The sequence below is a fragment of the Paenibacillus sp. FSL R7-277 genome (assembly GCF_000517965.1).
GTDB classification, from domain to species: Bacteria; Bacillota; Bacilli; order Paenibacillales; family Paenibacillaceae; genus Paenibacillus_AQ; species Paenibacillus_AQ silagei.
The window spans coordinates 13,738-40,314 of record NZ_ASPX01000001.1 but is presented as its reverse complement, the minus strand read 5'-3'; the positions used below and the strand labels follow the sequence as shown (position 1 = coordinate 40,314).

20 protein-coding genes are annotated in these 26,577 nt (G+C 43.0%); 18 read left to right on the top strand and 2 right to left on the bottom strand.

Going from position 1 to position 26,577, the window contains the following annotated elements; all coding sequences use genetic code 11:
• Positions 1–47: 47 nt before the first annotated feature.
• Complete coding sequence (locus C173_RS00155; protein WP_036721130.1) at positions 48–2,618, top strand: DUF3656 domain-containing U32 family peptidase; 2,571 nt, start codon at positions 48–50, stop codon at positions 2,616–2,618.
• A gap of 191 nt (positions 2,619–2,809) precedes the next feature.
• On the opposite strand, the gene C173_RS00150 is transcribed toward C173_RS00155, so the two are convergent.
• Positions 2,810–3,643 carry a hypothetical protein gene (locus C173_RS00150; RefSeq protein WP_036721128.1) on the bottom strand — a complete coding sequence of 278 codons (834 nt, stop codon included), beginning with the start codon at positions 3,641–3,643 and terminating at the stop codon, positions 2,810–2,812.
• Between the two features lie 187 nt (positions 3,644–3,830).
• On the opposite strand from C173_RS00150, the gene galU reads away from it, so the two are divergent.
• The gene (gene galU / locus C173_RS00145; protein WP_036721126.1) at positions 3,831–4,718 is read left to right on the top strand and encodes a UTP--glucose-1-phosphate uridylyltransferase GalU; all 888 of its coding nucleotides are present in this window, start codon (positions 3,831–3,833) and stop codon (positions 4,716–4,718) included.
• Positions 4,719–4,839: 121 nt separating this feature from the next.
• Here the strand turns inward: galU and C173_RS00140 are convergent, their stop codons facing one another.
• A complete protein-coding gene (locus tag C173_RS00140) occupies positions 4,840–7,299 on the bottom strand; it encodes an O-antigen ligase family protein (RefSeq protein ID WP_036721124.1) in 2,460 nt (819 codons plus the stop codon).
• A gap of 134 nt (positions 7,300–7,433) precedes the next feature.
• Between C173_RS00140 and rfbA the strand changes: the two genes are divergently transcribed.
• The 16 genes from rfbA to C173_RS00055 all read left to right on the top strand — a co-directional run bounded on the left by rfbA (position 7,434) and on the right by C173_RS00055 (position 26,473).
• Complete coding sequence (rfbA, locus tag C173_RS00135; RefSeq protein WP_036721120.1) at positions 7,434–8,306, top strand: glucose-1-phosphate thymidylyltransferase RfbA; 873 nt, start codon at positions 7,434–7,436, stop codon at positions 8,304–8,306.
• A gap of 52 nt (positions 8,307–8,358) precedes the next feature.
• Entirely contained in the window at positions 8,359–8,910 is a 552-nt protein-coding gene (rfbC, locus tag C173_RS00130; protein ID WP_036721118.1) for a dTDP-4-dehydrorhamnose 3,5-epimerase, read from the top strand.
• A 73-nt stretch (positions 8,911–8,983) separates the two neighbouring features.
• A complete protein-coding gene (rfbB, locus tag C173_RS00125) occupies positions 8,984–10,021 on the top strand; it encodes a dTDP-glucose 4,6-dehydratase (RefSeq protein WP_051477723.1) in 1,038 nt (345 codons plus the stop codon).
• A gap of 66 nt (positions 10,022–10,087) precedes the next feature.
• A complete protein-coding gene (gene rfbD / locus C173_RS00120) occupies positions 10,088–10,948 on the top strand; it encodes a dTDP-4-dehydrorhamnose reductase (RefSeq protein ID WP_036721116.1) in 861 nt (286 codons plus the stop codon).
• A gap of 25 nt (positions 10,949–10,973) precedes the next feature.
• On the top strand, positions 10,974–11,747 hold the full coding sequence (locus C173_RS00115) for an ABC transporter permease (protein ID WP_036721114.1): 774 nt from the start codon (positions 10,974–10,976) through the stop codon (positions 11,745–11,747).
• Positions 11,748–11,772: 25 nt separating this feature from the next.
• On the top strand, positions 11,773–12,501 hold the full coding sequence (locus tag C173_RS00110; protein ID WP_036721111.1) for an ABC transporter ATP-binding protein: 729 nt from the start codon (positions 11,773–11,775) through the stop codon (positions 12,499–12,501).
• A gap of 40 nt (positions 12,502–12,541) precedes the next feature.
• Positions 12,542–13,390, top strand: a complete 849-nt coding sequence (locus C173_RS00105; protein ID WP_036721108.1) for an NAD-dependent epimerase/dehydratase family protein — start codon at positions 12,542–12,544, stop codon at positions 13,388–13,390.
• A gap of 43 nt (positions 13,391–13,433) precedes the next feature.
• The gene (locus C173_RS00100; protein ID WP_036721106.1) at positions 13,434–15,317 is read left to right on the top strand and encodes a rhamnan synthesis F family protein; all 1,884 of its coding nucleotides are present in this window, start codon (positions 13,434–13,436) and stop codon (positions 15,315–15,317) included.
• Positions 15,318–15,363: 46 nt separating this feature from the next.
• Positions 15,364–16,779: an MBOAT family O-acyltransferase gene (locus tag C173_RS00095; protein WP_036721104.1), complete on the top strand. Its 1,416-nt coding sequence runs from the start codon at positions 15,364–15,366 to the stop codon at positions 16,777–16,779.
• A 13-nt stretch (positions 16,780–16,792) separates the two neighbouring features.
• Positions 16,793–18,331 carry a hypothetical protein gene (locus C173_RS00090; RefSeq protein WP_036721102.1) on the top strand — a complete coding sequence of 513 codons (1,539 nt, stop codon included), beginning with the start codon at positions 16,793–16,795 and terminating at the stop codon, positions 18,329–18,331.
• Positions 18,332–19,936: 1,605 nt separating this feature from the next.
• Positions 19,937–20,959, top strand: coding sequence for a dTDP-glucose 4,6-dehydratase (rfbB, locus tag C173_RS00080; RefSeq protein WP_036721097.1), 1,023 nt, complete (start codon positions 19,937–19,939; stop codon positions 20,957–20,959).
• An 8-nt stretch (positions 20,960–20,967) separates the two neighbouring features.
• Positions 20,968–21,828: a dTDP-4-dehydrorhamnose reductase gene (gene rfbD, locus C173_RS00075; RefSeq protein WP_036721276.1), complete on the top strand. Its 861-nt coding sequence runs from the start codon at positions 20,968–20,970 to the stop codon at positions 21,826–21,828.
• 176 nt (positions 21,829–22,004) lie between these two features.
• On the top strand, positions 22,005–23,024 hold the full coding sequence (locus tag C173_RS00070) for a glycosyltransferase family 2 protein (protein ID WP_036721094.1): 1,020 nt from the start codon (positions 22,005–22,007) through the stop codon (positions 23,022–23,024).
• 111 nt (positions 23,025–23,135) lie between these two features.
• Positions 23,136–24,089, top strand: coding sequence for a glycosyltransferase family 2 protein (locus C173_RS00065; protein ID WP_036721091.1), 954 nt, complete (start codon positions 23,136–23,138; stop codon positions 24,087–24,089).
• Positions 24,086–25,486, top strand: a complete 1,401-nt coding sequence (locus C173_RS00060) for an undecaprenyl-phosphate glucose phosphotransferase (RefSeq protein WP_036721088.1) — start codon at positions 24,086–24,088, stop codon at positions 25,484–25,486. The genes C173_RS00065 and C173_RS00060 overlap by 4 nt, the downstream gene beginning before the upstream one ends.
• Before the next feature lie 120 nt (positions 25,487–25,606).
• Entirely contained in the window at positions 25,607–26,473 is an 867-nt protein-coding gene (locus C173_RS00055; RefSeq protein ID WP_036721085.1) for a phosphatidylinositol-specific phospholipase C/glycerophosphodiester phosphodiesterase family protein, read from the top strand.
• The last annotated feature ends 104 nt before the right edge of the window (positions 26,474–26,577 follow it).

Here is a 26,577-nt window from a genome sequence, read left to right as displayed (position 1 = left end):
AAAAAGCTGTAAATGACCCGCCGATCAGGCGGTTTGGGAGGATATAAATGAAAGAGCAAGGAATACGCAGAGAAGACGTAGAGCTGCTGGCTCCGGCGGGAGATTGGGACTGCATGCGTGCAGCGGTGGCGAACGGGGCGGATGCTGTCTTTTTTGGCGTAGAGAAATTTAATGCACGGGCCAGAGCGAACAACTTCCGGATGGACGAGCTGCCGGAGATTATGGCGTTTCTGCACAGCTATGGCGTGAAGGGGTTCCTGACCTTTAATATACTGGTGTTCGAGAATGAGCTGCCGGATGCCAAGGGACTGATTGATGCCTGTGTGGACGCTGGTGTAGATGCTGTAATCGTGCAAGACTTGGGGCTGGTGAAGATGATCCGCGAGATCTCTCCGGACTTCCCGATTCATGGTTCTACGCAGATGACGATCACCTCACCGGAAGCGGTGGAATTCACGAAGCCATGGGGGCTGGAACGTGTCGTACTCGGCCGTGAAAATAATCTGAAGCAGATCCGCACGATTGGCGAGCAAGCCCGCCTGCCGATGGAGGTCTTCGTGCACGGTGCGCTCTGTGTGTCTTATTCGGGCCAGTGTCTAACCTCTGAAATGTGGGGCGGACGCTCGGCGAACCGCGGGGAATGCGCTCAGGCCTGCCGTCTGCCGTATGATCTGATGATTGACGGTGAAGTGAAGCCGATGGGCGATGTGACTTATCTTCTGTCGCCGAAGGATCTTGCCGCCATTGACCTGATGCCGGAGCTGATTGAAGCCGGAGTGACTTCGTTCAAAATCGAGGGCCGGCTCAAAACCCCAGAGTATGTCGCTAATGTGGTCAGTAAGTACCGTAAGGCGATCGATAAGTATTTTGAAGGTAACTGGACGCCTACCTCGAAGGAGGATATGCGTGAGCTGCAGCAGAGCTTCTCGCGCGGGTTCACGAATGGTTTCCTTGAAGGCACCAATAATAAGAAATTAGTCGATGGCACCTTCCCGAAAAGCCGTGGTGTCTACCTGGGCACCGTGGAGCAGATCCTGCGCGATGGCGTGGTCTGCCGCATTCATGCTCCGCTTAAACGCGGAGACGGCATTGTGTTCGACGCCGGAGATCCGACGAAGAAGGAAGAAGGTGGCCGCGTCTACGACCTGCGCCGCAAAGGCGTCAAGCTGGAAGGTGAAGCCGGTGAGGGCTGGATCATTGATATCGTTCCCGGCCGCAGTGACGTAGACCTGCGCCGTCTGCATGTGGGGGACCGCATCTGGAAGACGAACGACCCGGCGCTCGACAAGGCGCTGCGCCAGTCCTACGAGACCGAGAAGCCGTACCGGGTATTCCCGGTTCATGTAAGAGTGCAGGGCTGCGTAGGCGAGAAGCTGACGACCTGGTGGACAGACGTTCAGAAGAATGTCACTGTCCGTGTGGATTCGGAGCTCGCGCTGGAGACAGCGCAGAAGCGTCCGATGGATACCGCGCTGCTGGAAGAACAATTCGGCCGCCTGGGCGGAACCCTGTTCCAGCTTGAAGGGCTGGAGTCGCATCTGCAAGGCGATGTGATCGTGCCTATGCGCGAGCTGAACAGCATCCGCCGCCAGGCGGTGGAGCTGCTTGCTGGCGAGCGCCCGAAGCCTCCCGTGTATGTGAAACGGGAGGTTGAGGTTTACGGCGGCGCTTCCCGCAGGGGCGCCGCAGCGGGCGCCATCGCCGCAGCGGGCGCCATCGCCGCAGGAGATTGCGCGGGGGCGGGCAGCGGTGAAGCTGAGCTCACCGCGCTGTGCCGCAGCCTGCCGCAGGTACAGGCTGCGCTCGAAGCCGGCGTGACGAATATATACGCCGATTTCGAGTTCATCAAGCAGTTCCCGGCGGCAGTAGACGCTGTGCGGGCTGCTGGGGCCAGCATCGCGCTGGCTACACCACGCATCCATATGCCGAACGAGAACGGCTACCATGCCAACATCCTGCGGCTTAAGCCGGATGCTGTGCTGGTCCGCAACACCGGTGCGTTGTATTATTACCTGCGCCACCGTATGGAGCACCCGGAGGCTGCGCCTCCTCGGCTGATCGGCGATTTCTCGCTGAATATCGCCAATCACAGAGCTGTGGATCTGTTCCTGGACGCCGGTTGTGACAGGGTGACACCGTCGTATGACCTGAACATCCAGCAGATGGTCGATCTGCTCGGGCACAGCGACACCTCGCGGATGGAGGTTGTTATCCACCAGCATCTGCCGATGTTCCATACAGAACACTGCGTTTACTGTACCTTCATGAGTGAAGGTACGGATTACACGAACTGTGGCCGTCCTTGTGAGGAGCAGCGGGCATCCTTACAGGACCGCATCGGCATGTCCCATCCCGTCCGTGTGGATGAAGGCTGCCGCAACACGGTTTATAATGCGGTAGAGCAGTCGGGCGCTGAATACCTCAATAACTTCCGTGAGCTAGGCGTCGCTTCTTTCCGTGTAGAGTTCCTGGAGGAGACTCCGGAGCAGGTAGCAGAGGTTATCAGCCTTTACAGCCGCGCACTGCGTGGTGAAATCTCCGGTACGCAGGTATGGAAGAGCCTGAAGGCCACTAACCAGCTTGGGGTTACGCGCGGACAACTGGTGAATGCGAAGTAAATGAATTAGACCCATTCCCCCAAGGGTGGACTTGTTTTCGCACGTTTCATGCACTCAATCAGCTATGGCCATAATAACAGGCCCGGCAGAAACCGAGGCCATCCAACTAGATGGCTCCCGATTCTTCCGGGCCTGTTTTTGTATCCTCCACACTATCCAGCCAACCAAACCTTTTACCCATCCACTCTTTCTTACAACGGGAACAGCTCTGGCCAGATGTCCAGAGCTTCACCACAGGCTGGACAGGACACATGACCGCAGAGATAGGGAAGTTGCTCCAGGAGTTGACCGTTCTTGATGGTATGAGCTGCTTGCCATAGGCGTGCTAACGGGCTGTCTTCCGGCCGGACACTGCCAATCTCGGAAGGCGTAACAGCTTGACCATTCTCCTTGCCGTTGAATACCGGGTCGTCAGAATAGGCGGTCATCCCGGGGCTGTTCTCATTCGGCCAAATATACATTTCCTCATAACAGCTCGGGCATCCGACCATGTATTCATCGCCTTCCGAATAGGTCAACAATATACCTGCTACTGCCCGATCTCCCCGGTAAGCAGCATCCGCTGCGAGAATGTAACGCTTCTCCTGGTCATCCTTATGAGCCGCTCTCGCATAGCGGAAGATCTCTTCTGACAGCTTGCCCAGATGATCCACAGCGGAGAGGTAGGCCGTATAAATCTCTTGAACAAGCTCCTCAGCAAGCGGCGGGTTCTGATGAGCAAATTCAGCAGGAAGATTTTCGCTGTTCACTGTCAGCTGATTCGTCAGGAAGATCCCGCAGTTCACGTAAACATCCAGTTTTACTTCGGGGTCATCCGACTGCCTGGCAAGCTGCGACAAGTAAGGAACTGCGGCAAAAGTGCAGCTGTAGATCGTGTCTTGATGGAACAGATGCTCCCAATACAGCTCGTCCTTAATTTCTTTGGTATAATCGTCTTGCAACTGCTGCAATAACCCGGGTACCGCTTCAGCCGTACCAAAAGGGCCGTGCAGCTGTTGCCATACCGGACTGGATAAGTCTAACATGGATATCCTCCTCTTCGAATGGAAGTGCTGTATAGTGCTGTTATATCAACATCCAATTGCACCGTCAATGCCGGGTGTTCACCCAGAGATCTTCGTTCCGGTTTGTCCCTGCCTTAGTATACTGCCCAAAATCAGCAGGAACTGTTATAATTGAGATTATGAGTATATCTGTTAAAGGAGCCATGAGATGAAGATCCGTAAAGCGATTATTCCCGCTGCCGGTCTGGGAACACGCTTCCTGCCTGCGACCAAAGCGATGCCCAAAGAAATGCTGCCCATCGTAGACAAACCAACGATTCAATATATTGTGGAAGAAGCAGTTGCTTCTGGGATTGAAGATATCATTATTGTGACGGGTAAAGGCAAGCGCGCAATCGAAGACCATTTCGATAATTCATTCGAATTGGAATTCAATTTGGCAGAGAAGCAGAAGTGGGAACTGCTGGAATCGGTACGCAAATCCTCCGAAATGGCTGACATTCACTACATCCGCCAAAAAGAACCGCGCGGCCTCGGACATGCCATCTGGTGCGCCAGGAAGTTCATCGGTAACGAGCCCTTCGCTGTCCTGCTGGGTGATGACATCGTGGAGTCGAACAAGCCCTGCCTGAAGCAGATGATCGAAGTGTACGAGCAGTACAGATCCTCCATCGTCGGCGTTCAACCCGTACCTTGGGAGGATGTTTCCCGTTACGGGGTGGTAGACGGATCTGAATTAGCAGAACGTGTCTATAAAGCCAACAGGCTTGTAGAAAAGCCTAAGCGTGAGGACGCTCCGTCCAACCTGGCGATCCTGGGACGTTATATACTGACTCCACGTATCTTTGATATGCTCGGTGAACAGCAGGTAGGTGTAGGTGGGGAAATTCAGCTTACGGATGCGATCTCCCGTCTAAGTGAAGTGGAGCGGATTATAGCTTATGACTTCGAAGGCAGACGGCATGATGTCGGCGAGAAGATGGGTTTTATCCAGACAAGCATTCATTACGCGCTTCAGCATGAGGAGCTTAAGGAAGGGCTGCTAGAGTATTTGAAGGAAGTTATTGAGAACGAGGAGAGACTGTTTAGCAGGTAATCAAACTATTACTTATATTCATACTTATTCTTATCTAGCCTTCCCTAAATCGTCATAAAAAAGCGGCCCACTGTACTCAGGCAGTAAGCCGCTTTTTTGTATATCTGTTTTGTTATTCCGATCAGTACTGCGTATTCACAACAGCCTCAATGGCTGCGGCCTCAGCCGGATCTGCGGCAACCAGCTTGTCATAGACTGGCTGATCGACTGCTGCTCCTGCTTTCTTCAGTGCCGCCAAATACCAGCGAGCTACTTCGCGGTTAGCGGTATCACTGTAATCGTCACTTAAACCAAGCTTCAACGTAGCAGCAGCCACATCATTTTGTCCTGAGATGACCTGTAGCTTACCCACATTTAGTGCAATGGCAGGGGTAACTGAGAAAGGACGGCCCTGCAGCTGCTCAGGAGGCAAGGTTTTTAAATGCTCTACGCCATCCACAACATGCTTATACGCATCCAGTCCAGCGGTGAGGTATTCCTGTTTCTTGGCCTCATCCTTCTGCTCACTAGCTGCTGTAGCAAGTGTCTGGGCGCGGGTAATCAATGATTCATACCACGTGATATCCCAGTTGAACTTGTAGGCATTGTCACTGTATACTGCCAATGCCATGTCAGGTTGGCCCTTCAGATCGTAATAGCTGGCCAATTGAGCCAATAGATTTTTGTTGTAAGGCTCATCTTTCAGAGCGCGCGTCAACACATTGGATGCTTCAGACAGATACTGCTCATCTTGAATTTGCTTGAATACCTGCATGTCAAGAGTGGACAAGTATAATGCTGCTTCCGGATGGTATGGACGGGCATCTAATGCTTTGACCAAAGGAGTTTTGATCTCCTCATAAGAAGTACTAACCGAAACTAAATTTTTACCCTTGAGAGCAGCATCGCTGGACCCGATGTAGTTGATCGACAGGAACAGCAGGAATATCGTCCCGATGGTCAGTACAGCCATGTATCCCATCCGAATTCCGGCTTTATTCCAGCTCTGGCGGAGCGGTTTGTTATCCATTACAGCGCCCATACCAGCTAAACCGATGAACACCATAATACCCATGAACGCATAACTCATGTTAAAGTCCAGTAGACTGTGTATTAGAATTGACAGTGCAATAATATAGAAAAAGAACCCGTTATGGAACTCATCCTTGTCACGCTTCAGGTAGGCACGGATGTATTTGTAGAAAATATATCCGATAAAGCCCATAAATACAATGAACCCGACAATCCCAACTTCGATCAAATACTGCAGGAAGAAGTTATGAACCTGACGGCTTACATAAGGGTTGTTCTGGTACTCTTCATATAAGGCAGACCAGCCGCCTCCGCCTGATCCGAGAATAGGATAATCCTTCACTACCTTCATGGCATCCTTGTAGAAAGTAAAACGTTCTAATACGCTATGCTGCTTGAAGTTGATGTTCTCCAGCCGCGTCTCGATGTTATCCGGCAAAATACTGCGGACGCTAGTCCCAATCAACAGGAAAGCAACGACAGCTACAGCCACGACTGAGCCGAGTGGAATCCATAGTCCTGTGAATTTGCGGGTTTCTGAGCCTCCCAGCTTCTCATGCAGCCAAGGTGCAACATAACGTTGAATCACCCAACCCAGAGCAGCAACGACCGCTGATGCACCGAGTAGATACGCCCAAGCCTTAAGTGCTGCGGATGAGGTGTAAGTAGTATTTAACTCTGTTCCAAGTGAAGTCAGAGGGTTAGTGACCAGCAGAGCCGCAAGGCCAGAAAGCGCAAGATGAATAATCCAGAGAATCTGCTGCGCAGGCTTCAGGAACAGCAGCAACAGAATGAATACTACAGGCAGCATGACAAGTCCGCCGCGAGACAAGGTCAGCAGGAGCGATACAATAATCGGTACCAGCATGAAGCTGTGCGTCAGCATGCCGTACCACTTTTTGGAGCGGACCAGTGCATACACCGCCACGAACAGGAAGGCCATGAGGAAGGCTGCATAAGTATTGGCATACTGGAAAATGGAGGTCAAACGCAGACCGTTAGAGTCCGTCATGACTGCATCCAAGTATTTACCATCACGCACCGTATTGGAGAACCAGCCTATCAGCCCCCCGGCAAATTTCCAGCTGCCAAGCCAGTTCAGCAGACCGAAACCGACGATGAAATAAGCGATCGCCAGAATGGCATTTTGAATGACAACATTTAGTTGCTTTTGCTGGAGCAAATATAACGCTATAATGAATATTGCGACATACATGCTCTGTACAAACAGCAGGTTCATCGCCATATAATGCGAAGCAGCGCCAATAAGCGACAACGCATAGGTAGCAGGCAACAGCAGCGAGGCCACAGCCAGCGCATCACGCTGTCCCTCCAGCTTGAACTTAGTGAAGTACAAGCCTACCCACACCAGCAGCAACAAGCTGCTCAGCAACGAAGACAGATAGATCGGCTTCTCGAAGTCAATCTGCTGCCCATTAAACAATCCCACTTGAAACGGGGCCCAGACCAAAAAAACAATAAACAGAATCGCAAGTCCCCATATGTAACTGGATATCTTTTCAACATTTCTCGACTGAACCGCATTTTTACCGTATACTGGTTTCGACACGTTTATAATCTCCTTTATCTGTAGGTACGAGGATATTTTAGCATATGCAGGCTCTTAGAGTTAGTAAAAAATGATTTTTACAGAATGAGGAAATACATAAAACTACTTGATTGTCGAAAGGGGTTTATTTTGTTATGAAGGGGATTATATTAGCTGGAGGTTCTGGAACAAGACTTTACCCTCTAACAATTGCCATATCTAAACAAATTATTCCGGTTTATGATAAACCTATGATTTATTATCCTATGTCAGTATTGATGCTTGCTGGAATTCAAGAGATTTTGATTATTTCAACTCCCAGAGATATAAAGGGTTTTAAAGAGTTGTTCGGAGATGGTGGTCATTTAGGATTACAAATTTCCTATGCTATACAAGATGAACCAAGGGGCTTAGCAGAAGCATTCATTATAGGTGAAGAATTTATTGGAGGGGAACCTGTCTCACTGATACTTGGAGATAATATTTTTTATGGACAGAGCTTTGGTAAATTTCTTAAAGAAGCTGCTGAAATACAAAGTGGTGCCACGATTTTTGGTTACTTTGTTAAGAACCCAGAGGCATACGGGGTAATTGAATCGGATGCGAATGGTAAAGTTTTATCAATAGAAGAAAAGCCGCTGAATCCTATGTCTAATTACGCAGTTCCTGGTCTGTATTTTTATGACAATCAGGTAGTAGAGATTGCAAAGGGGATTAAACCTTCAGCACGCGGAGAACTAGAAATTACTGAGATTAACAATGAATATTTGCGTAGAGGTATGCTGAACGTTAAACTGTTGGGAAGAGGTATGGCATGGATGGATACGGGTACTCATGATGCTATGCTGGAAGCAAGCAACTTTGTCGAAGCAATTCAAAAAAGACAGGGGCTTTATGTCGCCTGTTTAGAAGAGATAGCATTCAAGAAAAAATATATTTCAAAGGATCAGTTGCTAACTTTAGCGACACCACTTTTGAAAACCGAATACGGTAAATATTTAGTACAGGTTGCTGATGACTTCATCTGAGATTTTATATTCTCTACTATAAAATGAAAAATGTTATTTTTGGAGGGAACTTATGGGACATTTCAATTTTGTTAAAACGCATATTGAAGATTTAGTGGTTATTGAACCCCGGGTTTTTGGCGATGATAGAGGATACTTTATGGAAACTTATAATTATAATGATTTTAAGTCTGAAGGTTTAGATATGACTTTTGTTCAGGATAATCAGTCGAAATCAAAAAAAGGTGTTCTCCGGGGCTTGCACTTCCAGACCCAATATCCTCAGGGGAAATTAGTTAGAGTCTTATCCGGTGAAGTTTTTGATGTTGCTGTCGATTTACGGAAAGGATCCCCCACATATAAAGAATGGCTTGGTGTATTACTATCGGGTGATAATAAAAAGCAATTCTATGTACCTGAAGGTTTTGCACACGGATTTGTGGTCTTATCTGATGAAGCGGAATTTGTGTACAAGTGTACTAATTACTACCGTCCTGAATTTGAAAGTGGCATACTCTGGAATGATCCGGAATTGAACATCGATTGGCACTTAAATGATATTAAGGATGTACTTCTTTCTGAGAAAGATAAGGGACTAAAGACGTTGAAGGAATTAGGATTTTAATCTCTGCAGTTTTTAATGAGTGTCATATTTTAATATTAAGGGGAAGAATGAATTGGCTATTAACAAAAATCAGATGGTAGATAGTGAGCAAGAAAGTGGAGCTCCAAAGACTATATTGGTTACAGGTGGCGCAGGGTTTATCGGTAGTAATTTTGTATTACACATGGTTTCGAAATATCCACATTACAAAATAATTAACCTTGATTCTCTAACGTATGCAGGCAATTTGGATAACCTCAAGAGTATTGAAGGAAACGAGTCTCATGTATTTGTTAAGGGAGATATTTGCGATGCACAGTTGGTTAATGGCCTTTTTGATGAATACCAGCCTGATGGTGTAGTGAATTTTGCCGCTGAATCTCATGTGGATCGTAGTATTGTCAACCCTCAAGTTTTTCTGGAAACTAATATTCTTGGTACACAGACATTGCTGGATGCTGCAAAGAATCATTGGGCCTCTAATCCAGATGCTAGATTTGTTCAAGTATCCACTGATGAGGTTTATGGTTCATTGGGAGAAACCGGGTACTTTGAAGAAACAACTCCTCTTGCACCTAATAGCCCATACTCTGCAAGTAAGGCCTCAGCGGATATGTTTGTGAGAGCTTATCATGAGACTTTTGGATTAAACACTTCGATCACACGATGTTCAAATAATTATGGGCCTTATCAGTTCCCAGAGAAACTTATACCGCTTATGATCTCGAATGCTCTGGAAGATAAAACGCTTCCTGTTTATGGGGATGGATTAAATGTGAGAGATTGGCTTTATGTAGAGGATCATTGTATTGCGATTGATATTGTACTTCATTCCGGTAAGGCTGGAGAAGTTTACAATGTTGGCGGACATAATGAAAAAACAAATATTGATATAATTAAAATAATTTTAGATGAACTTGGGAAACCTAGTACTTTAATTCAATATGTTGAAGATAGATTGGGGCATGACAAAAGATACGCTATAAATCCAAATAAAATGAAAGATGAATTAAATTGGGAACCTACAGTTATGTTTGAAGAAGGTATCCGTAGGACAATAAGGTGGTATCTCGATAACCAGATTTGGCTGAATCGAGTGAAGAACGGTGAATATCAATTGGGAATTCTTTAGTGTAGAAAGCAACATTCAAACTTACGGTACTTTAAATATGCTGATATGCTTAGGAGTACAAATTATATGAGAGTTTTAGTGACCGGAGCAAAAGGACAACTTGGTTCAGATGTAATTCTTGAGTTGGAAAATGAAGGGTTTAATTACACGGGGCTGGATATAAACAAGTTGGATTTAACTGATTTTCAATCTACAAGGGATGTATTCTTGGAGTACATGCCAGATGTTGTGATTCATTCCGCCGCTTTTACGGATGTTGAAAAGGCAGAATTGGAAGTCGAGAAATGCAGATGTATAAACGTTGATGCCACAGGCAATATTGCAATGTTGTGCAACAGTATTAACGCAAAGCTTGTATATATAAGTACAGATTATGTTTTTTCCGGTGATAGTGCAGAACCATATGAGATTGATTCTAAACCAGGTCCCCTTTCAGTTTATGGTAGATCAAAATTAGACGGCGAGTTCGAAGTGATGAGAAAAACTGATAAGTTCTTCATAATAAGAACTTCATGGGCTTACGGAGTTAGCGGAAAAAATTTTGTTAGTACCATGTTACGAATTGGTAAGAAACAGGAGTCAGTCGATGTAGTATCTGATCAAGTGGGATCTCCAACGTATACTGCTGATCTTTCTAAATTAATAGTTAGCATGATAAAGACTGAAAAATATGGAGTTTATCATGCCACGAATGAAGGTTTTTGTAGCTGGGCTGAATTTGCAGTTGAGATATTTAGACTAGCTAATCTTCCAACAAAAGTGAATTTTATTACCACTGATATGTACCCGGTTAATGTGATACGCCCTAAAAATTCTACTATGTCAAAAAGGGCGTTGGATATTAATGGCTTCGTTCGCCTGCCGCACTGGATGATTTCCTTAGAATCCTACATGAAAAAAATTGCTTATGAATTTGATGATAAATAGAGATAAGAATAAGGAATGATTTCAATTGAGATATCTAAAAAATTTCTGGAAATATAAAGGGTTGTTGCGTGAGTTTGTAGCACGCGACTTAAAAGTTAAATATAGACGATCGTTTTTGGGTTATTTATGGAGTTTGCTTAGCCCATTACTGATGATGATTGTATTGACTGCTGTATTTTCTAGTTTCTTCAAGTTTGATATCCCTAACTATCCTGTATATTTGTTATCGGGACAGATTATATTTACATTTTTCTCTGAATCAACTTCAATGTCGATGACTTCAATATTGAGTGGAGGCTCCTTAATTAAAAAGGTGTACGTACCTAAGTACATTTTCCCTGTTTCCAGAGTGCTTTCATCATTTGTGACGCTTTTATTTTCTTTAGTAGCTATTTTTATAGTTATATTATTTACTGGAGTGAAAATAACCCCAGAGGTTCTTTTTTTTCCTTTTCCTCTTTTGTGTATTTTGATTTTTTCAATTGGTATGGGGCTAATTATGTCTGTTTTAGCAGTGTATTTTCGAGATATGCTACACCTCTATACCATATTATTATCGGCTTGGACATATCTCACTCCTATTTTTTATCCCATTAGCATTGTTCCTGATTATGTAAAAACAATAATTTATAGTAATCCACTGTATTATTATGTTGAAGCATTCCGTGATGTCGTGTTATATAATCAGCTTCCTGATTTTCACACAAACTTTATGTGTATTCTGTTTTCTTTGATCTCACTAGGGCTTGGTTTAACGATTTTTTATAAGAATCAGAAAAATTTTGTTCTTCACATTTGAAACCAATGAAAGGAATTGGACTACATTGGACTATGCAATTGAAGTAACTGATGTTTCAATGAAATTTAATTTGGAAAAAGAGAAAATAAATAGTCTTAAGGAATATTTTATAAAATTACTGAAACGTGATGTCAATCATGATGAATTCTATGCCCTGAAAAATGTATCATTTAAGGTTGAAAAAGGTGATTCATTTGCCATAGTAGGAAGCAATGGGTCTGGAAAAAGCACGATTTTGAAGATTATATCTGGAATTTTCCGTCCTACTACCGGTAAAGTTTCTGTTATAGGGTCGGTTGCTCCTTTAATCGAGTTGGGAGCGGGATTCGATATGGAATTAACAGCAAGAGAGAACATATTTCTTAATGGTGCACTGTTGGGTTATTCTAAAAAGTTCTTGATAGAACGATATGAGGATATTATAGAATTTTCAGAATTACACGACTTTGTAGATGTTCCATTGAAGAATTTTTCATCTGGGATGATTGCCAGACTGGGTTTTTCTATTGCTACAATAGTTGATCCAGATGTACTTATTGTTGATGAAATTTTGGCAGTAGGCGATGCTGCATTCCAGGAAAAATGTGAAGAAAGAATGGATAAAATGACTTCAGCGGGAGCCACTCTAATATTAGTGTCACATTCATTTGAGCAAGTGAAAAAGGTTTGCAGGAATGCCATTTGGCTAGATAAAGGAGAAATTAAGGCGGTAGGAACAGTTGATGAAGTATTTGAGGCTTACCAAAATGCTTGAGTAATTAAATATACACTATTATTTAGTTGGGAGTGCGGAAATGTATAAAAATAAAACAATATTAGTTACTGGTGCGGGAGGGTATATAGGTAGGTTTGTTGTAAAGTACTTACTGAATCTTGGTGTTCAAGTATCTGCGGTTGATTATAATACAGAGTTTATTGATGAAAGAGCAAAGAAATTTGAATTTAATATTTTTGCAGACTATGACAATATTTATGAAGAATTAGGCAAACCCGATGTCTGCCTACATTTAGCCTGGAGGGATGGGTTCGTTCATAATTCAGAGTCGCATTTGCAAAACCTATACTCCCACTATAAATTCATACGCAGCATGGTTGATGGTGGGTTGCAACATGTTGCTGTTATGGGCACAATGCATGAGATTGGATATTTTGAAGGTGAGATAAATGAGGATACCCCAACTAATCCTCATTCATTGTATGGAATTGCTAAAAATAGTCTGCGTCAATCCTTAAGTCTACTATTACAGGATAAGGCTGTTGTATTCCAATGGTTGAGGGCGTTCTATATTTATGGCGATGATGCTAAAAGCAAATCTGTGTTCTCTAAAATTATTCAAGCAGAAGAGGAAGGGAAAGAAGTATTTCCGTTCACTACTGGTGAAAATAAATACGATTTCATTACCATAGAGGAACTGGCCGAACAAATTTCTTTGGCTGCAATGCAAACAAAAGTCAAAGGGATCATCAACTGTTGTTCTGGTATTCCGATTAGCTTAAAGGACAAAGTAGAAGAGTTTTTAAAGATTAATAATTTTTCAATACGCCTTGAATACGGAGCCTTTCCCGAGAGAGCGTATGATTCACCTGGGATATGGGGAGATAGTAAAAAAATAGAAGATATCCTAAGTGACTATAAACAGTAATATAGTTAGGAATCAATCAATTAGGAATGAGGGGGATTTAGTTTTGCTGGTTCATGACAATAATCGTTTAGGTGTATTTTTCTTTTATGATGAAGATGGGATTGTAGATGAATACGTAATAAAATTACTTTCAGATATTAAAAAAAGTTTAAAGGACTTACTAGTAGTTTGTAACGGGAAACTAACTGTTGAAGGAAGAGCCAAATTACTACTTTTAACAGATAAAGTTTTAGTTAGGGATAACAAAGGATTTGATGTGTGGGCATATAAAGAAGGAATGGAATATATAGGAGATGAAGTTCTTCAAAATTATAGTGAACTTGTTCTATTTAACTCTACTATCTTTGGTCCAGTATATCCTTTTAAGGAAATGTTTGATGAGATGGATAAGAGAGACTTGGATTTTTGGGGAATAACAAAATACCACAAAATGAGCCATGACCCATTTGGAACTATTAAATATGGATATACGCCAGAACATATACAATCTCATTTTATTGTTGTTCGTAATACTATGCTGAAAAGTTATGAGTTTAAGCGATATTGGAACGAAATGAAAATGATTAACTCTTATGAAGAAGCAATCGGTTTCCATGAAGCGATTTTCACAAAAACTTTTAGTGATAAAGGATTCAAATGGGATGTTTATGTAAATACAAATGATTTGGAAAAACATGTATTTCATCCTATGCTTATGAGCCCTTTAGAATTGGTTAAAAATAGAAAGTGCCCAATATTTAAACGCAGAAGCTTTTTTCATCAAATTGCTGATTTTATTAACAATACAACCGGTGAACAAACCTTAGAGCTTTATGAATTTATAAAAAACAAAACTGATTATGATGTTAATCTAATTTGGGATAATATATTACGAACGAATAATCAAACTGATATCAAGAATGCTATGAATTTAAACTACATCTTGTCAACTTCTTCATCTAAAAACGAAAATCAAGGTTCAAGTAAGAAAAAAATTGCATTAGTAATGCATATATATTTTGAGGATTTAATAGATTATTGTCTTCACTATGCTCAAGCAATGCCTCCAGAAACGGACGTTTATATAACTACTAATACAGAAGCTAAAAAAAGATTGATCGAAACTGTGTTTGAGCAAATGAATGTTGCAAAAGTAGAAGTTATTTTGATTGGAAATAGAGGTAGAGATATAAGTGCATTATTAGTTGGTTGTAAAGATTTTTTGCTTGACTATGATTATGTTTGTTTTGCACACGATAAGAAAACAAAACAATTAGAGCCATATATTAAAGGTGAATCTTTTGCCTATAAGTGTTTTGAAAATGTATTGAAAAACAGTCACTTTGTTAATAACATCATTAACACATTCGAAGAAAATCCGAGATTGGGCATTATGTCTCCGCCTCCGCCTAATCATGCTGATTTTTATCCTACTATTGGGTGCGAGTGGAGTAATAACTTTAATACCACAGTGCAGTTAGCGGATAAATTAAAGCTGAAAGTAAACATGGATCCTAATAAGGAACCAATTGCTCCTCTGGGAACAATGTTCTGGTTTAGACCAAAGGCGCTCGCCACATTAATAAATTATGAATGGAAATACGAAGATTTTCCTAAAGAACCTAATAATAATGATGGTACAATTCTACATGCCATTGAGAGAATTTATCCTTTTGTTGCGCAACACGAGGGTTATTATCCAGCTTGGTTGATGGCGGACTCATACGCGAGAATTGAGGTAACTAATCTTTATTATATGCTTAGAACAATTAATATTGAATACTTCAGAATGCGTGGTGGGAATGCCCATTACGGCGTCTTATCTGATTTGCGGAAGCGACCGATTGTTAAAAAGTCTATTAAAAATAAACTAAAGATGGCAATGAAAAAGTATTTACCATCTTCTGTGATTAACAGACTTAAAAGAATAAAAAGCTTAGTATCTTAAGCTTAAAAAGGTTAGCAACAAAACTTGTGGAAAGAGGTAATACCTGATGGTTTTCAGTTCCTCTATTTTTTTGTTTTGCTTTCTTCCTGTTTTGCTACTTGTTTACTATCTAATAAAGGAAAGCTATAGAAATGGACTTTTATTAATAGCAAGCTTAGCTTTTTATGCTTGGGGAGAACCGAAATTTGTATTCGTAATAATCTTGTCCATCTTGATTAACTACGGATTTGGATTACTTCTTCATTTATCTAAGAAAAAGGGTAATCGAGCTAGTAGATTTATAATGCTTATGGGTGTAGCAGCAAACTGCGGATTGCTATTTTATTTTAAATATTTCGATTTCTTCCTTTCTAGTTTTAATAGTATTTCTGGTTTTGAAATACCATTGAAAAACATTATTTTACCAATCGGCATCTCATTTTTTACGTTCCAAGGACTATCCTATGTAATTGATTTATATTTAAATAAAGTAGAGGTTCAAAAGAATTTATTGAAATTTGCATTGTTTAAAGCATTTTTCCCCCAACTAATTGCTGGTCCAATTGTTAGATATGTAGATGTTCATGACCAAATAGACTCACGATTAACAACTGTAGATGATTTTGCTTATGGTGTTAGGCGATTTATTATGGGGCTTGGCAAAAAAGTTATTATAGCTAATACGTTAGGACAAGTAGCTGATAATATATTTTCCTTATCCGCAGATCAAAACACTTCAGCTATTGCATGGGTAGGAGCAATATGTTATACATTCCAAATTTACTTTGATTTTTCTGGTTACTCCGATATGGCCATCGGATTAGCTAGAATGTTCGGGTTTAAATTTAAGGAAAATTTTGACTTTCCATATGTATCGAAGTCAGTGACTGAGTTTTGGAGAAGATGGCATATTTCACTATCTTCCTGGTTTAGAGATTATCTCTATATTCCTCTGGGAGGTAATAGAAGAGGTAATGTTTACTTTAACTTATTGATTGTTTTTTTTGTAACCGGACTTTGGCATGGAGCTGCTTGGAATTTTGTTATATGGGGATTATGGCACGGACTATTTCTTATTGTAGAACGTATTTTGAAAAATAAGGGTTTTGACATCCGTTCGCTTAAGATAGCTTCTTGGTTTTATACAACTCTAATTGTAATCATAGGATGGGTATTGTTTAGAGCCAGTAATTTAACGCAGGCAATCAATTATTTGAAGGTGATGTTTGGATTTAGTAATTCTACTAATGCTGCTTTTAGCGTTGGATATTATTTGAGCCCAACGGTTATTACTACACTTGTATTAGCCGTAATCGCCTCTATTCCAATATCGAAGTATTTCAAAAATACTATTGGGGATTTTGGAGATCATAGTATATTTAGTATGATCATTCAAAATATGTATGCTATTATAATTTTGATAATAAGCATGATGTTTTTAGCAACTTCTACCTATAATCCTTTTATATATTTCCGTTTTTGAAGGGGAAATTGATATGAAATCTTCTAGAAATTTAAACATTTTGATGGTTTTGATGTTTATTGCAGTAATATCTGTGCCTTTAATTTTTGTGAATAAAACGAGTGGGAAAGTGTCAACCGCTGAAAACCGAGTATTAGCCAGTTTTCCTGCATTTAAATCACCTAACGGAGATATAAATCTTCACTTTATAAAAGACTTTGAAACTTGGTTTAATGATAATATGGGGCTAAGGGATAGATTAGTAATGACTAATACCAAGCTGCAATATGTTATTTTTGGAGAATTAACAAAAAAAGACACAATTATTGGGGAAAACAACTGGTTGTATTATGTGACTCCGGACATAATTAAAGACTTTCAGCACTTGAATTTGCCTAGTAATGCCGATCTTAAAGCTTGGGGAGATTCGCTAGAAAAAATAAATGGATATCTAATCAATAAAAAAATACCATTTTTAACTATGTTTAACTTGGATAAAAAAACAATATACCCTGAAAATTATCCCAAAACAATTAAGAAAGTGGGCAACGTTAGCAGAACAAATATGTTGAAACAATACATCGAAGGTAATACTTCGTTGGATTTTTTCACTCCCGAGAAAGCATTGATTGCTGCAAAATCAAAGGCAACTGTATATTCACCACGTTATGATAATGCACACTGGAATAAATACGGTGCTTTTATTGGCTATTTAGAACTTATGGATAGGGTAAAAAAATACTTACCTACGGTTAATGTTTTATCATGGAATGACTTTACTATTGAGAAATATTATCGTGAAACCAAGGTTTATAATTCAGTACCATTTTCTGAAGAAGATTATGATCTGAAATATAATAAAGTTCCTACTGCAATCCAGACTAATAATGATATTTTTGATGAGTTGAATTTAGGAAATTCGATAGTAACGTATTCCTATAAAAACTTGAATAAGAATTTACCTAAAGCACTTATTCTTGGAGATAGCTATTTTTATGGTTTCTTAATTCCGGAACTGGCAGAAAGTTTTTCAGAACTTACTTTTATTCACGCGGATAATTTAGATAAAATTCAAAATTTGGTGGAATTAGTGAATCCTGATGTTGTTATTTTTGAGAATGTTGAGAGAATGTGGGACCACAGTATGTATATATTGCAAAATAGTAAAGAAAGCCTGGTTGATTATAGTGAATATAAGAATTTGCCTAAAGTTGAGAATCCTACGGGATGGATAGATTATATTAATAATCAGCCTATCAAAGAGCAAGGAAAAGCAAATCTGAGTGAAGATAGCAAAATAACAAATATTGTTGGTTGGGCACTAGATAAAACTAATGAAACTGTTGCGGGTGGCATCTATTTGAAAGTTGGAGAGAAATACTACTCTGGTAATTATGGTATTGCACGTGAGAGTGTATCATCAGCATATAATAATATTAACTTGACAAATAGTGGGTACTCCTTTAATGTTCCGACTGAAGAACTGAAAAAGGCAGGGGAATTTAGTTTAATAGTAATTTCAAATGATAAAACTTATCAATATTCTCCTATGAATGTGTCAATTGAAAATTAGTTTGCAATGTTTATAGGTTATTCATTTTTTTAAAAGATTATTGATACCAAAGGCACATCATTAAACATAAAACATACAGGTGAAATGATGGAGTTCTGTCACTGTATGGGGAGCATTACTTTAAATACTAAATCGTAGATTTAGCGCAAGGCTGTCGACGAAGTCCCGACAGTCTTCTTTATGTGATTTTGATTTCACACGGCACCGCGTTAATTCTTTATTATACAGAAAACTATTTTTGACGGTAAACCCGAAGGCGTTTTTTGGACCACCGGACCAGGATGAAATACAATCTTAATAACGGATGAATATGTTACGCCCTGAAATGTCTATTATTTCTTGACATATTTGTTGAGTGTTGTTTGCCAGTAGGGGATTTTTGGATTTTGAATGGGGATCATTGCGCTAGATTCAAGGTATTTAACAACACCGACTTGTTGTGGTCTGCAAAGCCGAAAAATTTTTGCCGCTATTACTCACCGGAGATTCCATTCCAATCAAGGGCTGTTCCCAAAATGGAAGTTTAATTTTGATGGAGCGAGAGGTGTACGTCTGTCTGGCCGGTCAAGAACTTAAGTGCCGTACGACAGACCGCAAAAGCTACCAGTAGTAAGCGTCAGATCCAGAGTATTGTAAAAGTTGTCCGACTTTAAACCAGTGCGTGCTGCAGTTTTATGTCGTCCATTAGAAAATTTATTTATTAATAAATATGAATCATTTCTGAGGTGATGGCGTAGAGTGAATTATATACCCAAATTAGAAGCGTGATCATGCGAGAAAATGCTAAATAGTTTCGGGATCGCGAAGTCCACCAAGTCTACGAAGAAAGCAATCTTACTCAGTGACGGTGAGCAATTTTACTGCTACCGTACTTGAGATAACCTGGATTGGGCATTTCCTTCACGTGCGAGGAACAGTGTGGCGAGGTACCATTTTGCAATGGGCATTGACGAAAATAGACAATATCAAATTTCTGTGTTATTTGTTGGTGGTCAAAGGTTCAAACGGCTGTCGTAGGTTTTAAAAGATCTATATAACTTTGAAATCAATGAGGTGCAGAAAAGTTTTGTTTAGCGAGTTGCCATTGGATGCTACCGTTAAAGAGGATACACGCAGGTGATTGTAAAGTATTGTGTCGTATATCAAGTATGGGCCATATTATCGGAATCTGAATCAAGCATAAGGTTCAAGACTGTGTTTAATATGGCCAAAGACAAGTGGATAAATATGGATTTAGTAGATAAAATCGTATATCGTCAAGCGTTAGACTGCAATGAAAGTTATAGCATTAGGTATTTTCTGGATTAAGTGTGGGCACTGTTAAAAAATTGCTGAATGAGCTATTTGAAGAAGATACCCTTCTCGGCCTATATCAGGTGAGAAGAATCGGAGAAAGACAGCTCCACCCACTATATACCTCTAGTGGGTACTTTTTAAGACTGTTTGATGCTACTTACTATCATTCATATTTTCTGTAATATTAATGTTTTTGTGTAATAGCTAAAAATGCTTCAAGGATTTTTAATCACCATATACCTGTTTAAGAATATTATACATTAGTACCTTTAGGGTCAATTTATATTCATTGAATGGATAGGGTGAAAAATGATAATAATTGTCACCGGCGGAGCCGGCTTTATCGGTAGCAACTTCATGAACTATATGCTGGAGCAACACCCAGAATATAAGGTTATTAACGTAGACGCTTTGACATACGCAGGCAATCTGGAAAATCTAAAATTCATTGAGAGTCATCCAAACTATAAGTTGGCTAAAGTGGACATTACGGATGTACAGGGGATAGATAAGCTATTTAGTCAAGGAGTTGATGTTGTGGTCAACTTTGCAGCTGAATCACACGTAGACCGGAGCATTTTGGAGCCGGATGTTTTTGTTAAGACAAATGTACTAGGCACACAGGTACTGCTTAACGCGGCGAAAAAATACAGACTAACTAAATTCGTACAGGTGTCTACAGACGAAGTATATGGAACACTTGGCACAACAGGCCTATTTACGGAAGAAACTCCGCTGGCACCCAACAGCCCGTATTCCGCAAGCAAAGCGGGCGGGGATTTGCTGGTTCGTGCTTATCATGAAACATTCGGATTGCCGGTTAATATTACGCGTTGCTCCAATAACTACGGTCCTTATCAGTTCCCGGAGAAGCTGATTCCGCTGATGATCTCCCGTGCGCTGACTGATCAGACGCTGCCTGTGTATGGTGACGGAATGAACATCCGTGACTGGTTGTATGTTGAGGATCACTGTAGTGCGATTGATCTGGTAATTCATGAAGGTGTTAATGGCGAAGTGTACAACATCGGCGGCAACAATGAGCGGACGAATGTGCATATCGTAAATACGGTACTTCAGGAGCTGGGCAAACCAGATTCGTTAATTTCTTATGTTCAGGACCGTCCTGGACATGACCGCCGTTACGGTATAGATCCGACTAAGATTACGAACCAGCTGGGATGGAAGCCCAAGCATACGTTCGAAACTGGCATTAAGGAAACCATTCAGTGGTATTTGAATAACAAAGAATGGTGGACCCGCATTCAATCTGGTGAATACCAGAAATATGCCGCTCTCCAGTACGGTAATCGTCTGGGGGACTCCCTGTAATGACGAAGATGAAGGTTTTTGTCACAGGCTCTGGCGGGCAACTGGGGCAGGATCTTATGCTTTTGCTTCAAGGGCAGGGGTATGAGGTTCTGGGCTGTGACCGTCAGGAGATGGATATTACTGATCTGGACCATTGCCAGAAGGTCATCGGCGCTTTCGCTCCTAATGCTGTTATTCACTGTGCGGCCCATACCGCGGTTGATGATGCAGAGTCTGATGTTGACGCAGCGTACCTGATTAATGCTACCGGAAGCCGGAATGTGGCGCTTGCTGCAGAGAAGGTGGGTGCCAAGCTGGTCTATATCAGCACTGATTATGTGTTCGATGGCATGGGTGTCCAGCCTTACCATGAATATGACAATACCGATCCTAAGAGTATTTATGGAAAATCCAAACGTGCTGGTGAGAATTTGGTTCAAACCTTATCATCGAAATTCTTTATCGTCCGTACTTCTTGGGTGTATGGCAAGTATGGTAATAATTTTGTGAAAACGATACTGAAGCTGGGACAGGAAAAACCATTGCTACAGGTAGTGGATGACCAGAAGGGTTCACCTACGTATACAGTAGATTTAGCACGCTTTTTGCTTGAGCTTATTCAGACCGAGAAATACGGTGTGTACCATGCTTCGAACAGCGAGGCTTGCACCTGGTATGAATTCACTCAGGCCATCTTCGTGGAAGCTCAGGATATTCTGGGGATGAAGTTTACAGCCAAGCTTGAGCCTTGTGCTACGGAGCAATTTCCCCGTCCGGCGCCGCGCCCGCGTAACTCTGTGATGGAGCATCTGGCGATCCGTACCAACGGGTTCCAGGATATCCGTCCATGGCGTGAAGGGCTGAGAGACTTTTTGCTGGAGCTGAAGTAGTTACAGGATATATTGAAGAACCCCCTAGTCCATCTTAATGGATAGGGGGTTCTTATTGTAATTCGATAGTCTTGATGAGAGCGGTTCAACAACCTTCCATAGCCCGGCCCCTCTCTTTTCGTTATAATGGGGAGTAACAGGTTCGAACAATGAATATATGGAATTCGAGGTACCCCATGAAACTTAAAACGGTCAGTGTGCATATTGTTACTTATAACAGCGCAGATGATATTGCGGAATGCTTGTCGGCTGTGCTCAGTCAGGATTATCCGGTCAAAAAGATTGTGGTGGTGGATAATGCGTCCTCGGATGGTTCGGCGGAGAAGGTGCGGGCGTTCTACCATGAACGAACAGCAGAGACTCGTCCCGGGGCCTATGTAAATAGCACATCCAGCCCAACCCTAGTCCTTCTGGAAAATGAACATAACACCGGCTTCGCCCCCGCTCACAATCAGGCGATTGCCGGGACTACGACCGACTATGTACTGGTGCTGAACCCGGACCTTACGCTGGCCCCGGATTATATATCTAAGCTGATCGCCAGGATGGAAGCCGATTCCCGGATCGGGAGTGCCACAGGCAAACTGCTGCTGAAGGCGGATCATTCGTTGGTGGATAGTACCGGACTGCGTATGAATAAGGCGCGGCGGGCGTTTGACCGTGGAGCGGGAGAGCCTGCTGACCAGTGGAATGAGTCTGGCGAAGTATTCGGTGTCTCCGGTGCAGCGGCGATGTACTCGCGGCGGATGATTGAGGATATCAGCGTGGAGGGGGAGTTTTTCGACGCGGACTTTTTTGCCTATAAGGAAGATGTGGATGTGGCTTGGCGTGCGGAATTGTTCGGCTGGAAGGCCTACTATGATGCGGAAGCGATAGGCTACCATGAGCGGGGCTGGAAGACATCGGGGCGGAGCGGTAAAGCGATGTTCATCAAGCGAATCTCCTATATTAATCGGTATAAAATGATATACAAGAACGAGCCCTCACGTACGCTGCTGCTCACTCTGCTAAATTCTCTTCCTTATGAGATTGCCGCACATGGCTACTCCCTATTGAAGGAGCCTAAGCTGCTGGGAGCCTGGACTTCCTTTTTCGCACAGAGAGCTGTCCTTAAGCGCAAGCGCCGGTATATTCAAGAGAAGGCCAAACGCCAAGGCAGAGAGCCGAACAAAGAGTACTCACGGGTAGATTCTTGAAACGGCTGATAGCCTTGTAAAAACCTCCCTGAATAGGCGCTGCCTATCAGCGGGGTTTTTGTGTTATAATAATTGTCGATAGATTACTAAATTTGTCAGGAGAGTATAGCAGTGAATGTAGATGTTAGTATATTGATTCTAAATTACAACACATGCCGCCTGACGATGGATTGTCTGAGGTCGGTGTATGATTCGGAGACAAGGTATTCCTATGAAATTATTCTAGTAGATAATAACTCCCAGGATGACTCGGTGGAGATGATAAGCAAGGAGTTCCCGGAGGTGCTGTTAATTGCCAATTCGGAGAATGTAGGCTTTGCCAAGGGGAATAACCAGGGGATGGAGGTAGCCTCCGGGCGTTATGTGCTGCTGCTCAATTCAGATACCGTGATCCGTAAGGATACGCTGGAGACGATGCTTGCGTTCATGGACAGCCGCCTTGATCTTGGCGCGTCCGGTTGTAAGGTGATTCTGCCGGATGGGTCGCTCGATAAGGCCTGCCGGAGAGGGTTCCCGACCCCGTCCGCTTCGTTCTATTATGCCTTTGGCTTCAGTAAGCTGTTTCCGGACCGTCCGAAGTTCAACGGCTATCAGCTGGGCTATCTGGACCCGGATGACGAATATCCGGTAGATTGTCTGGTTGGAGCGTTCATGCTGTTGCGCCGGGAGACGATTGAGCAGGTGGGCGGGCTGGATGAGACGTTTTTTATGTATGGAGAGGATCTGGATTGGTGTTACCGGATCAAGGAAGCGGGCTGGGGGATCTATTATTATCCGCAGACGTCCATCGTACATCTGAAGGGTGGCAGCGCGCGCCGCAGACCATTCAAGATTGTGTATGAGTTTCACCGGGCCATGATTTTATTTCATAAGAAGCATTATAGCAGCCGCTACAACAGTATGATAAATGGAGCGGTCTATGCGGGCGTCGGCGTTAAGTTCACTCTTTCGCTGCTGCGCAACGCATTAATCACCCCGCGTAAGGTACCTACACCCGCACAGAGTCTGAATGTTCCCGGGGAAGCTGGTATCCGCAATGAATCGAAGGCTGAGGTGAGATTATGATTCGCCGGAATCAAAAGTTTTTGACCCAACTATATATGGTAGCCGACTTTATCGTGATCCAGTTGTCCTTCCTTGCGGCCTGGTGGCTGAAGTTCAAGAGCGGCTTGCTGGAATCCTACCGGACGCTGCCTATAGAATCCTATGGGTACTGGAGTATTATCTATGGGGCCATAGCCGTACTGATCGGTATTGTAGTGTCTCTATACTTGCCTAAGCGGAAGAAGCGGTTCATTGATGAATTCATCAAGATTTTTCAGGTTCATGCCATGGGGATCTTTATCCTGCTGGGCCTGATGTTCTTCCTGAGGGAGATTGATATCTCCCGGCAATACCTGGCGATCTATATGGGCTTCAATATTCTATCCATTATGCTGTACCGTTATGTGCTGAAGAAGATGCTGAAGTCACTGCGTGAAAAAGGCTTCAACCGCCAGTTCGTCCTGATTCTTGGAGCAGGCACATTGGGTAAAAGATTCTATAACAACCTGGAGCAGTATCCGGAGCTGGGCTATGAGGCCATCGGGTTCCTGGATGACTTCCATCAATGGGATGGCATTGAGGAGCAGCGGTATAAGCCGATTCTGGGTACAGTGGATCAGTTGGAGGCTATGCTGGAGATGCTTCCTGTCGATGAGGTGATTCTGGCGCTGCCGCTGGATGCCCACTCGAAATACCCGGCTATTATTGCAACTTGTGAGAAAGCCGGGATGCGGACGCTGATTATCCCTGACTTCTTCGATTACCTGCCGGCCCGTCCGTATTTCGATAACTTTGCCGGGATGCCGATGATTAATGTGCGCGATATTCCGCTGGATATGGCTGGGAACAAAATGGCAAAGCGTGCGTTTGATATTGTGTTCGCCTTGTTCGCCATTCTTATGCTGTCTCCGGTGATGCTGATTGTTGCGCTCGGAGTGCGCCTGACTTCACCGGGACCGGTGATTTTCAAGCAGGAGCGGGTGGGGCTGAACCGCCGTAATTTCATGATGTACAAGTTCCGTTCCATGAAAATGCAGACGGACGGTGAAGTGGACACAGGCTGGAGCACGAAGGAAGATCCGCGCCGGACCCGCTTTGGTACGTTTATCCGCCGAACGAGTCTGGATGAGCTGCCGCAATTCTTTAATGTACTGTTCGGGCAGATGAGTGTGGTTGGTCCGCGGCCGGAGCGCCCTTATTTTGTAGAGCAGTTCCGCGGCGAGATTCCGAAGTATATGGTTAAGCATCATGTGCGGCCGGGGATTACCGGCTGGGCTCAGAGTAACGGTCTGCGCGGGGATACCTCGATTGAGGACCGGATCAAGCATGATATTTTCTATATCGAGAACTGGTCTTTGCTGTTTGACATCCGGATTATTGCCAAGACTATTCGTAATGGCTTCAAGAACGCTTATTAATACACGGTCTTATCTATATTCTATTCTCCGCTAAAAAACGGTTGCTGCCCCTTGAGGATGACACAGCCGTTTTTGCTTTTTTCAGCCGACTCTCTACTACTTGCAAAGGAGACTGCCATCATGAAGAGAACAAAGCTAATTGCTTCTATTACTATGATCGGGGCTGTTACACTTTTGCTTGTATTGATGCTTGGAGGAAAAGAAAAACAGCCAGCTACAGGCTTCGCGGCCCACAGGGTCATTGCCCATGCCATGGGCGGAATCAATGACAAGGCGTATACCAATACCAAGGACGCTTTTATTGCGAACTATGAGCAGGGGACCCGGATCTTTGAGGCGGACCTGCTGCTTACCAGTGATGAACAGCTCGTGGCCCGTCATGAATGGACTACAGGTATGAGTAAGAAACTGGGTCAACAGGAGGTTCTTCCTCCTGACAAGCAGGGAGAGGTGCTGACTCACGATGAAGTGATGAACAGCCCGGTGCTGGAGCTCTACTCTCCGCTGGATATTGAAAAAATCGTCAATCTGATGGAGATCTACCCGGACACGTATATTGTAACGGACACGAAGGAGCTGGAGCCGCAGCAGGTAACGAAGCAATTTCAGCTCATTGTAGAAGCCGCCCGGAAGAAGGACCCAGCGCTGCTGGAGCGGATTGTTCCGCAGATTTACAGCCGGGAGATGCTGGAGGTTGTGAAGCAGGTGTACGCTTTTCCGGAAATCATATATACTCTATACCAGACTGAGGACAGCGACGAGGTGGTCATTGAATTCGTCAAGCAGACTGGCGTGGACATCACGATGCCGACAACCAGGGCTACCAAGAGCTTCGTGCGTAACTTGAAAAAAGCGGGCGCCAGAGTCTACGTGCATACCGTGAACGATGAGCAGGAAATTGTGGAGCTGTCCCGGCTGGGCGTACACGGGTTCTACACTGATTTTGTCCCGGAAAATGATTTGAACCGGATTAAGGGTCTCCGCTAATCGAGGAGAAGGATAAGGCAAATATGCGAAAAAATGTTCGCATTTTGTTCTCTTTTAAATTGACACCCCCCTTCGTGCTGACTTAGACTAGAGATACGGATTTT

Excerpts from the sequence above, each read along its gene's own strand:
- C173_RS00090 (WP_036721102.1), top strand. The coding sequence starts at position 16,793 with ATGAAATCTTCTAGAAATTTAAACATTTTGATGGTTTTGATGTTTATT.
- C173_RS00070 (WP_036721094.1), top strand. The coding sequence starts at position 22,005 with ATGAAACTTAAAACGGTCAGTGTGCATATTGTTACTTATAACAGCGCA.
- rfbB (WP_036721097.1), top strand. The coding sequence starts at position 19,937 with ATGATAATAATTGTCACCGGCGGAGCCGGCTTTATCGGTAGCAACTTC.
- galU (WP_036721126.1), top strand. The coding sequence starts at position 3,831 with ATGAAGATCCGTAAAGCGATTATTCCCGCTGCCGGTCTGGGAACACGC.
- rfbD (WP_036721116.1), top strand. The coding sequence starts at position 10,088 with ATGAGAGTTTTAGTGACCGGAGCAAAAGGACAACTTGGTTCAGATGTA.
- rfbC (WP_036721118.1), top strand. The coding sequence starts at position 8,359 with ATGGGACATTTCAATTTTGTTAAAACGCATATTGAAGATTTAGTGGTT.
- C173_RS00155 (WP_036721130.1), top strand. The coding sequence starts at position 48 with ATGAAAGAGCAAGGAATACGCAGAGAAGACGTAGAGCTGCTGGCTCCG.
- C173_RS00105 (WP_036721108.1), top strand. The coding sequence starts at position 12,542 with ATGTATAAAAATAAAACAATATTAGTTACTGGTGCGGGAGGGTATATA.
- C173_RS00055 (WP_036721085.1), top strand. The coding sequence starts at position 25,607 with ATGAAGAGAACAAAGCTAATTGCTTCTATTACTATGATCGGGGCTGTT.
- C173_RS00150 (WP_036721128.1), bottom strand. The coding sequence starts at position 3,643 with ATGTTAGACTTATCCAGTCCGGTATGGCAACAGCTGCACGGCCCTTTT.
- rfbA (WP_036721120.1), top strand. The coding sequence starts at position 7,434 with ATGAAGGGGATTATATTAGCTGGAGGTTCTGGAACAAGACTTTACCCT.
- C173_RS00060 (WP_036721088.1), top strand. The coding sequence starts at position 24,086 with ATGATTCGCCGGAATCAAAAGTTTTTGACCCAACTATATATGGTAGCC.
- rfbB (WP_051477723.1), top strand. The coding sequence starts at position 8,984 with ATGGTAGATAGTGAGCAAGAAAGTGGAGCTCCAAAGACTATATTGGTT.
- C173_RS00095 (WP_036721104.1), top strand. The coding sequence starts at position 15,364 with ATGGTTTTCAGTTCCTCTATTTTTTTGTTTTGCTTTCTTCCTGTTTTG.
- rfbD (WP_036721276.1), top strand. The coding sequence starts at position 20,968 with ATGAAGGTTTTTGTCACAGGCTCTGGCGGGCAACTGGGGCAGGATCTT.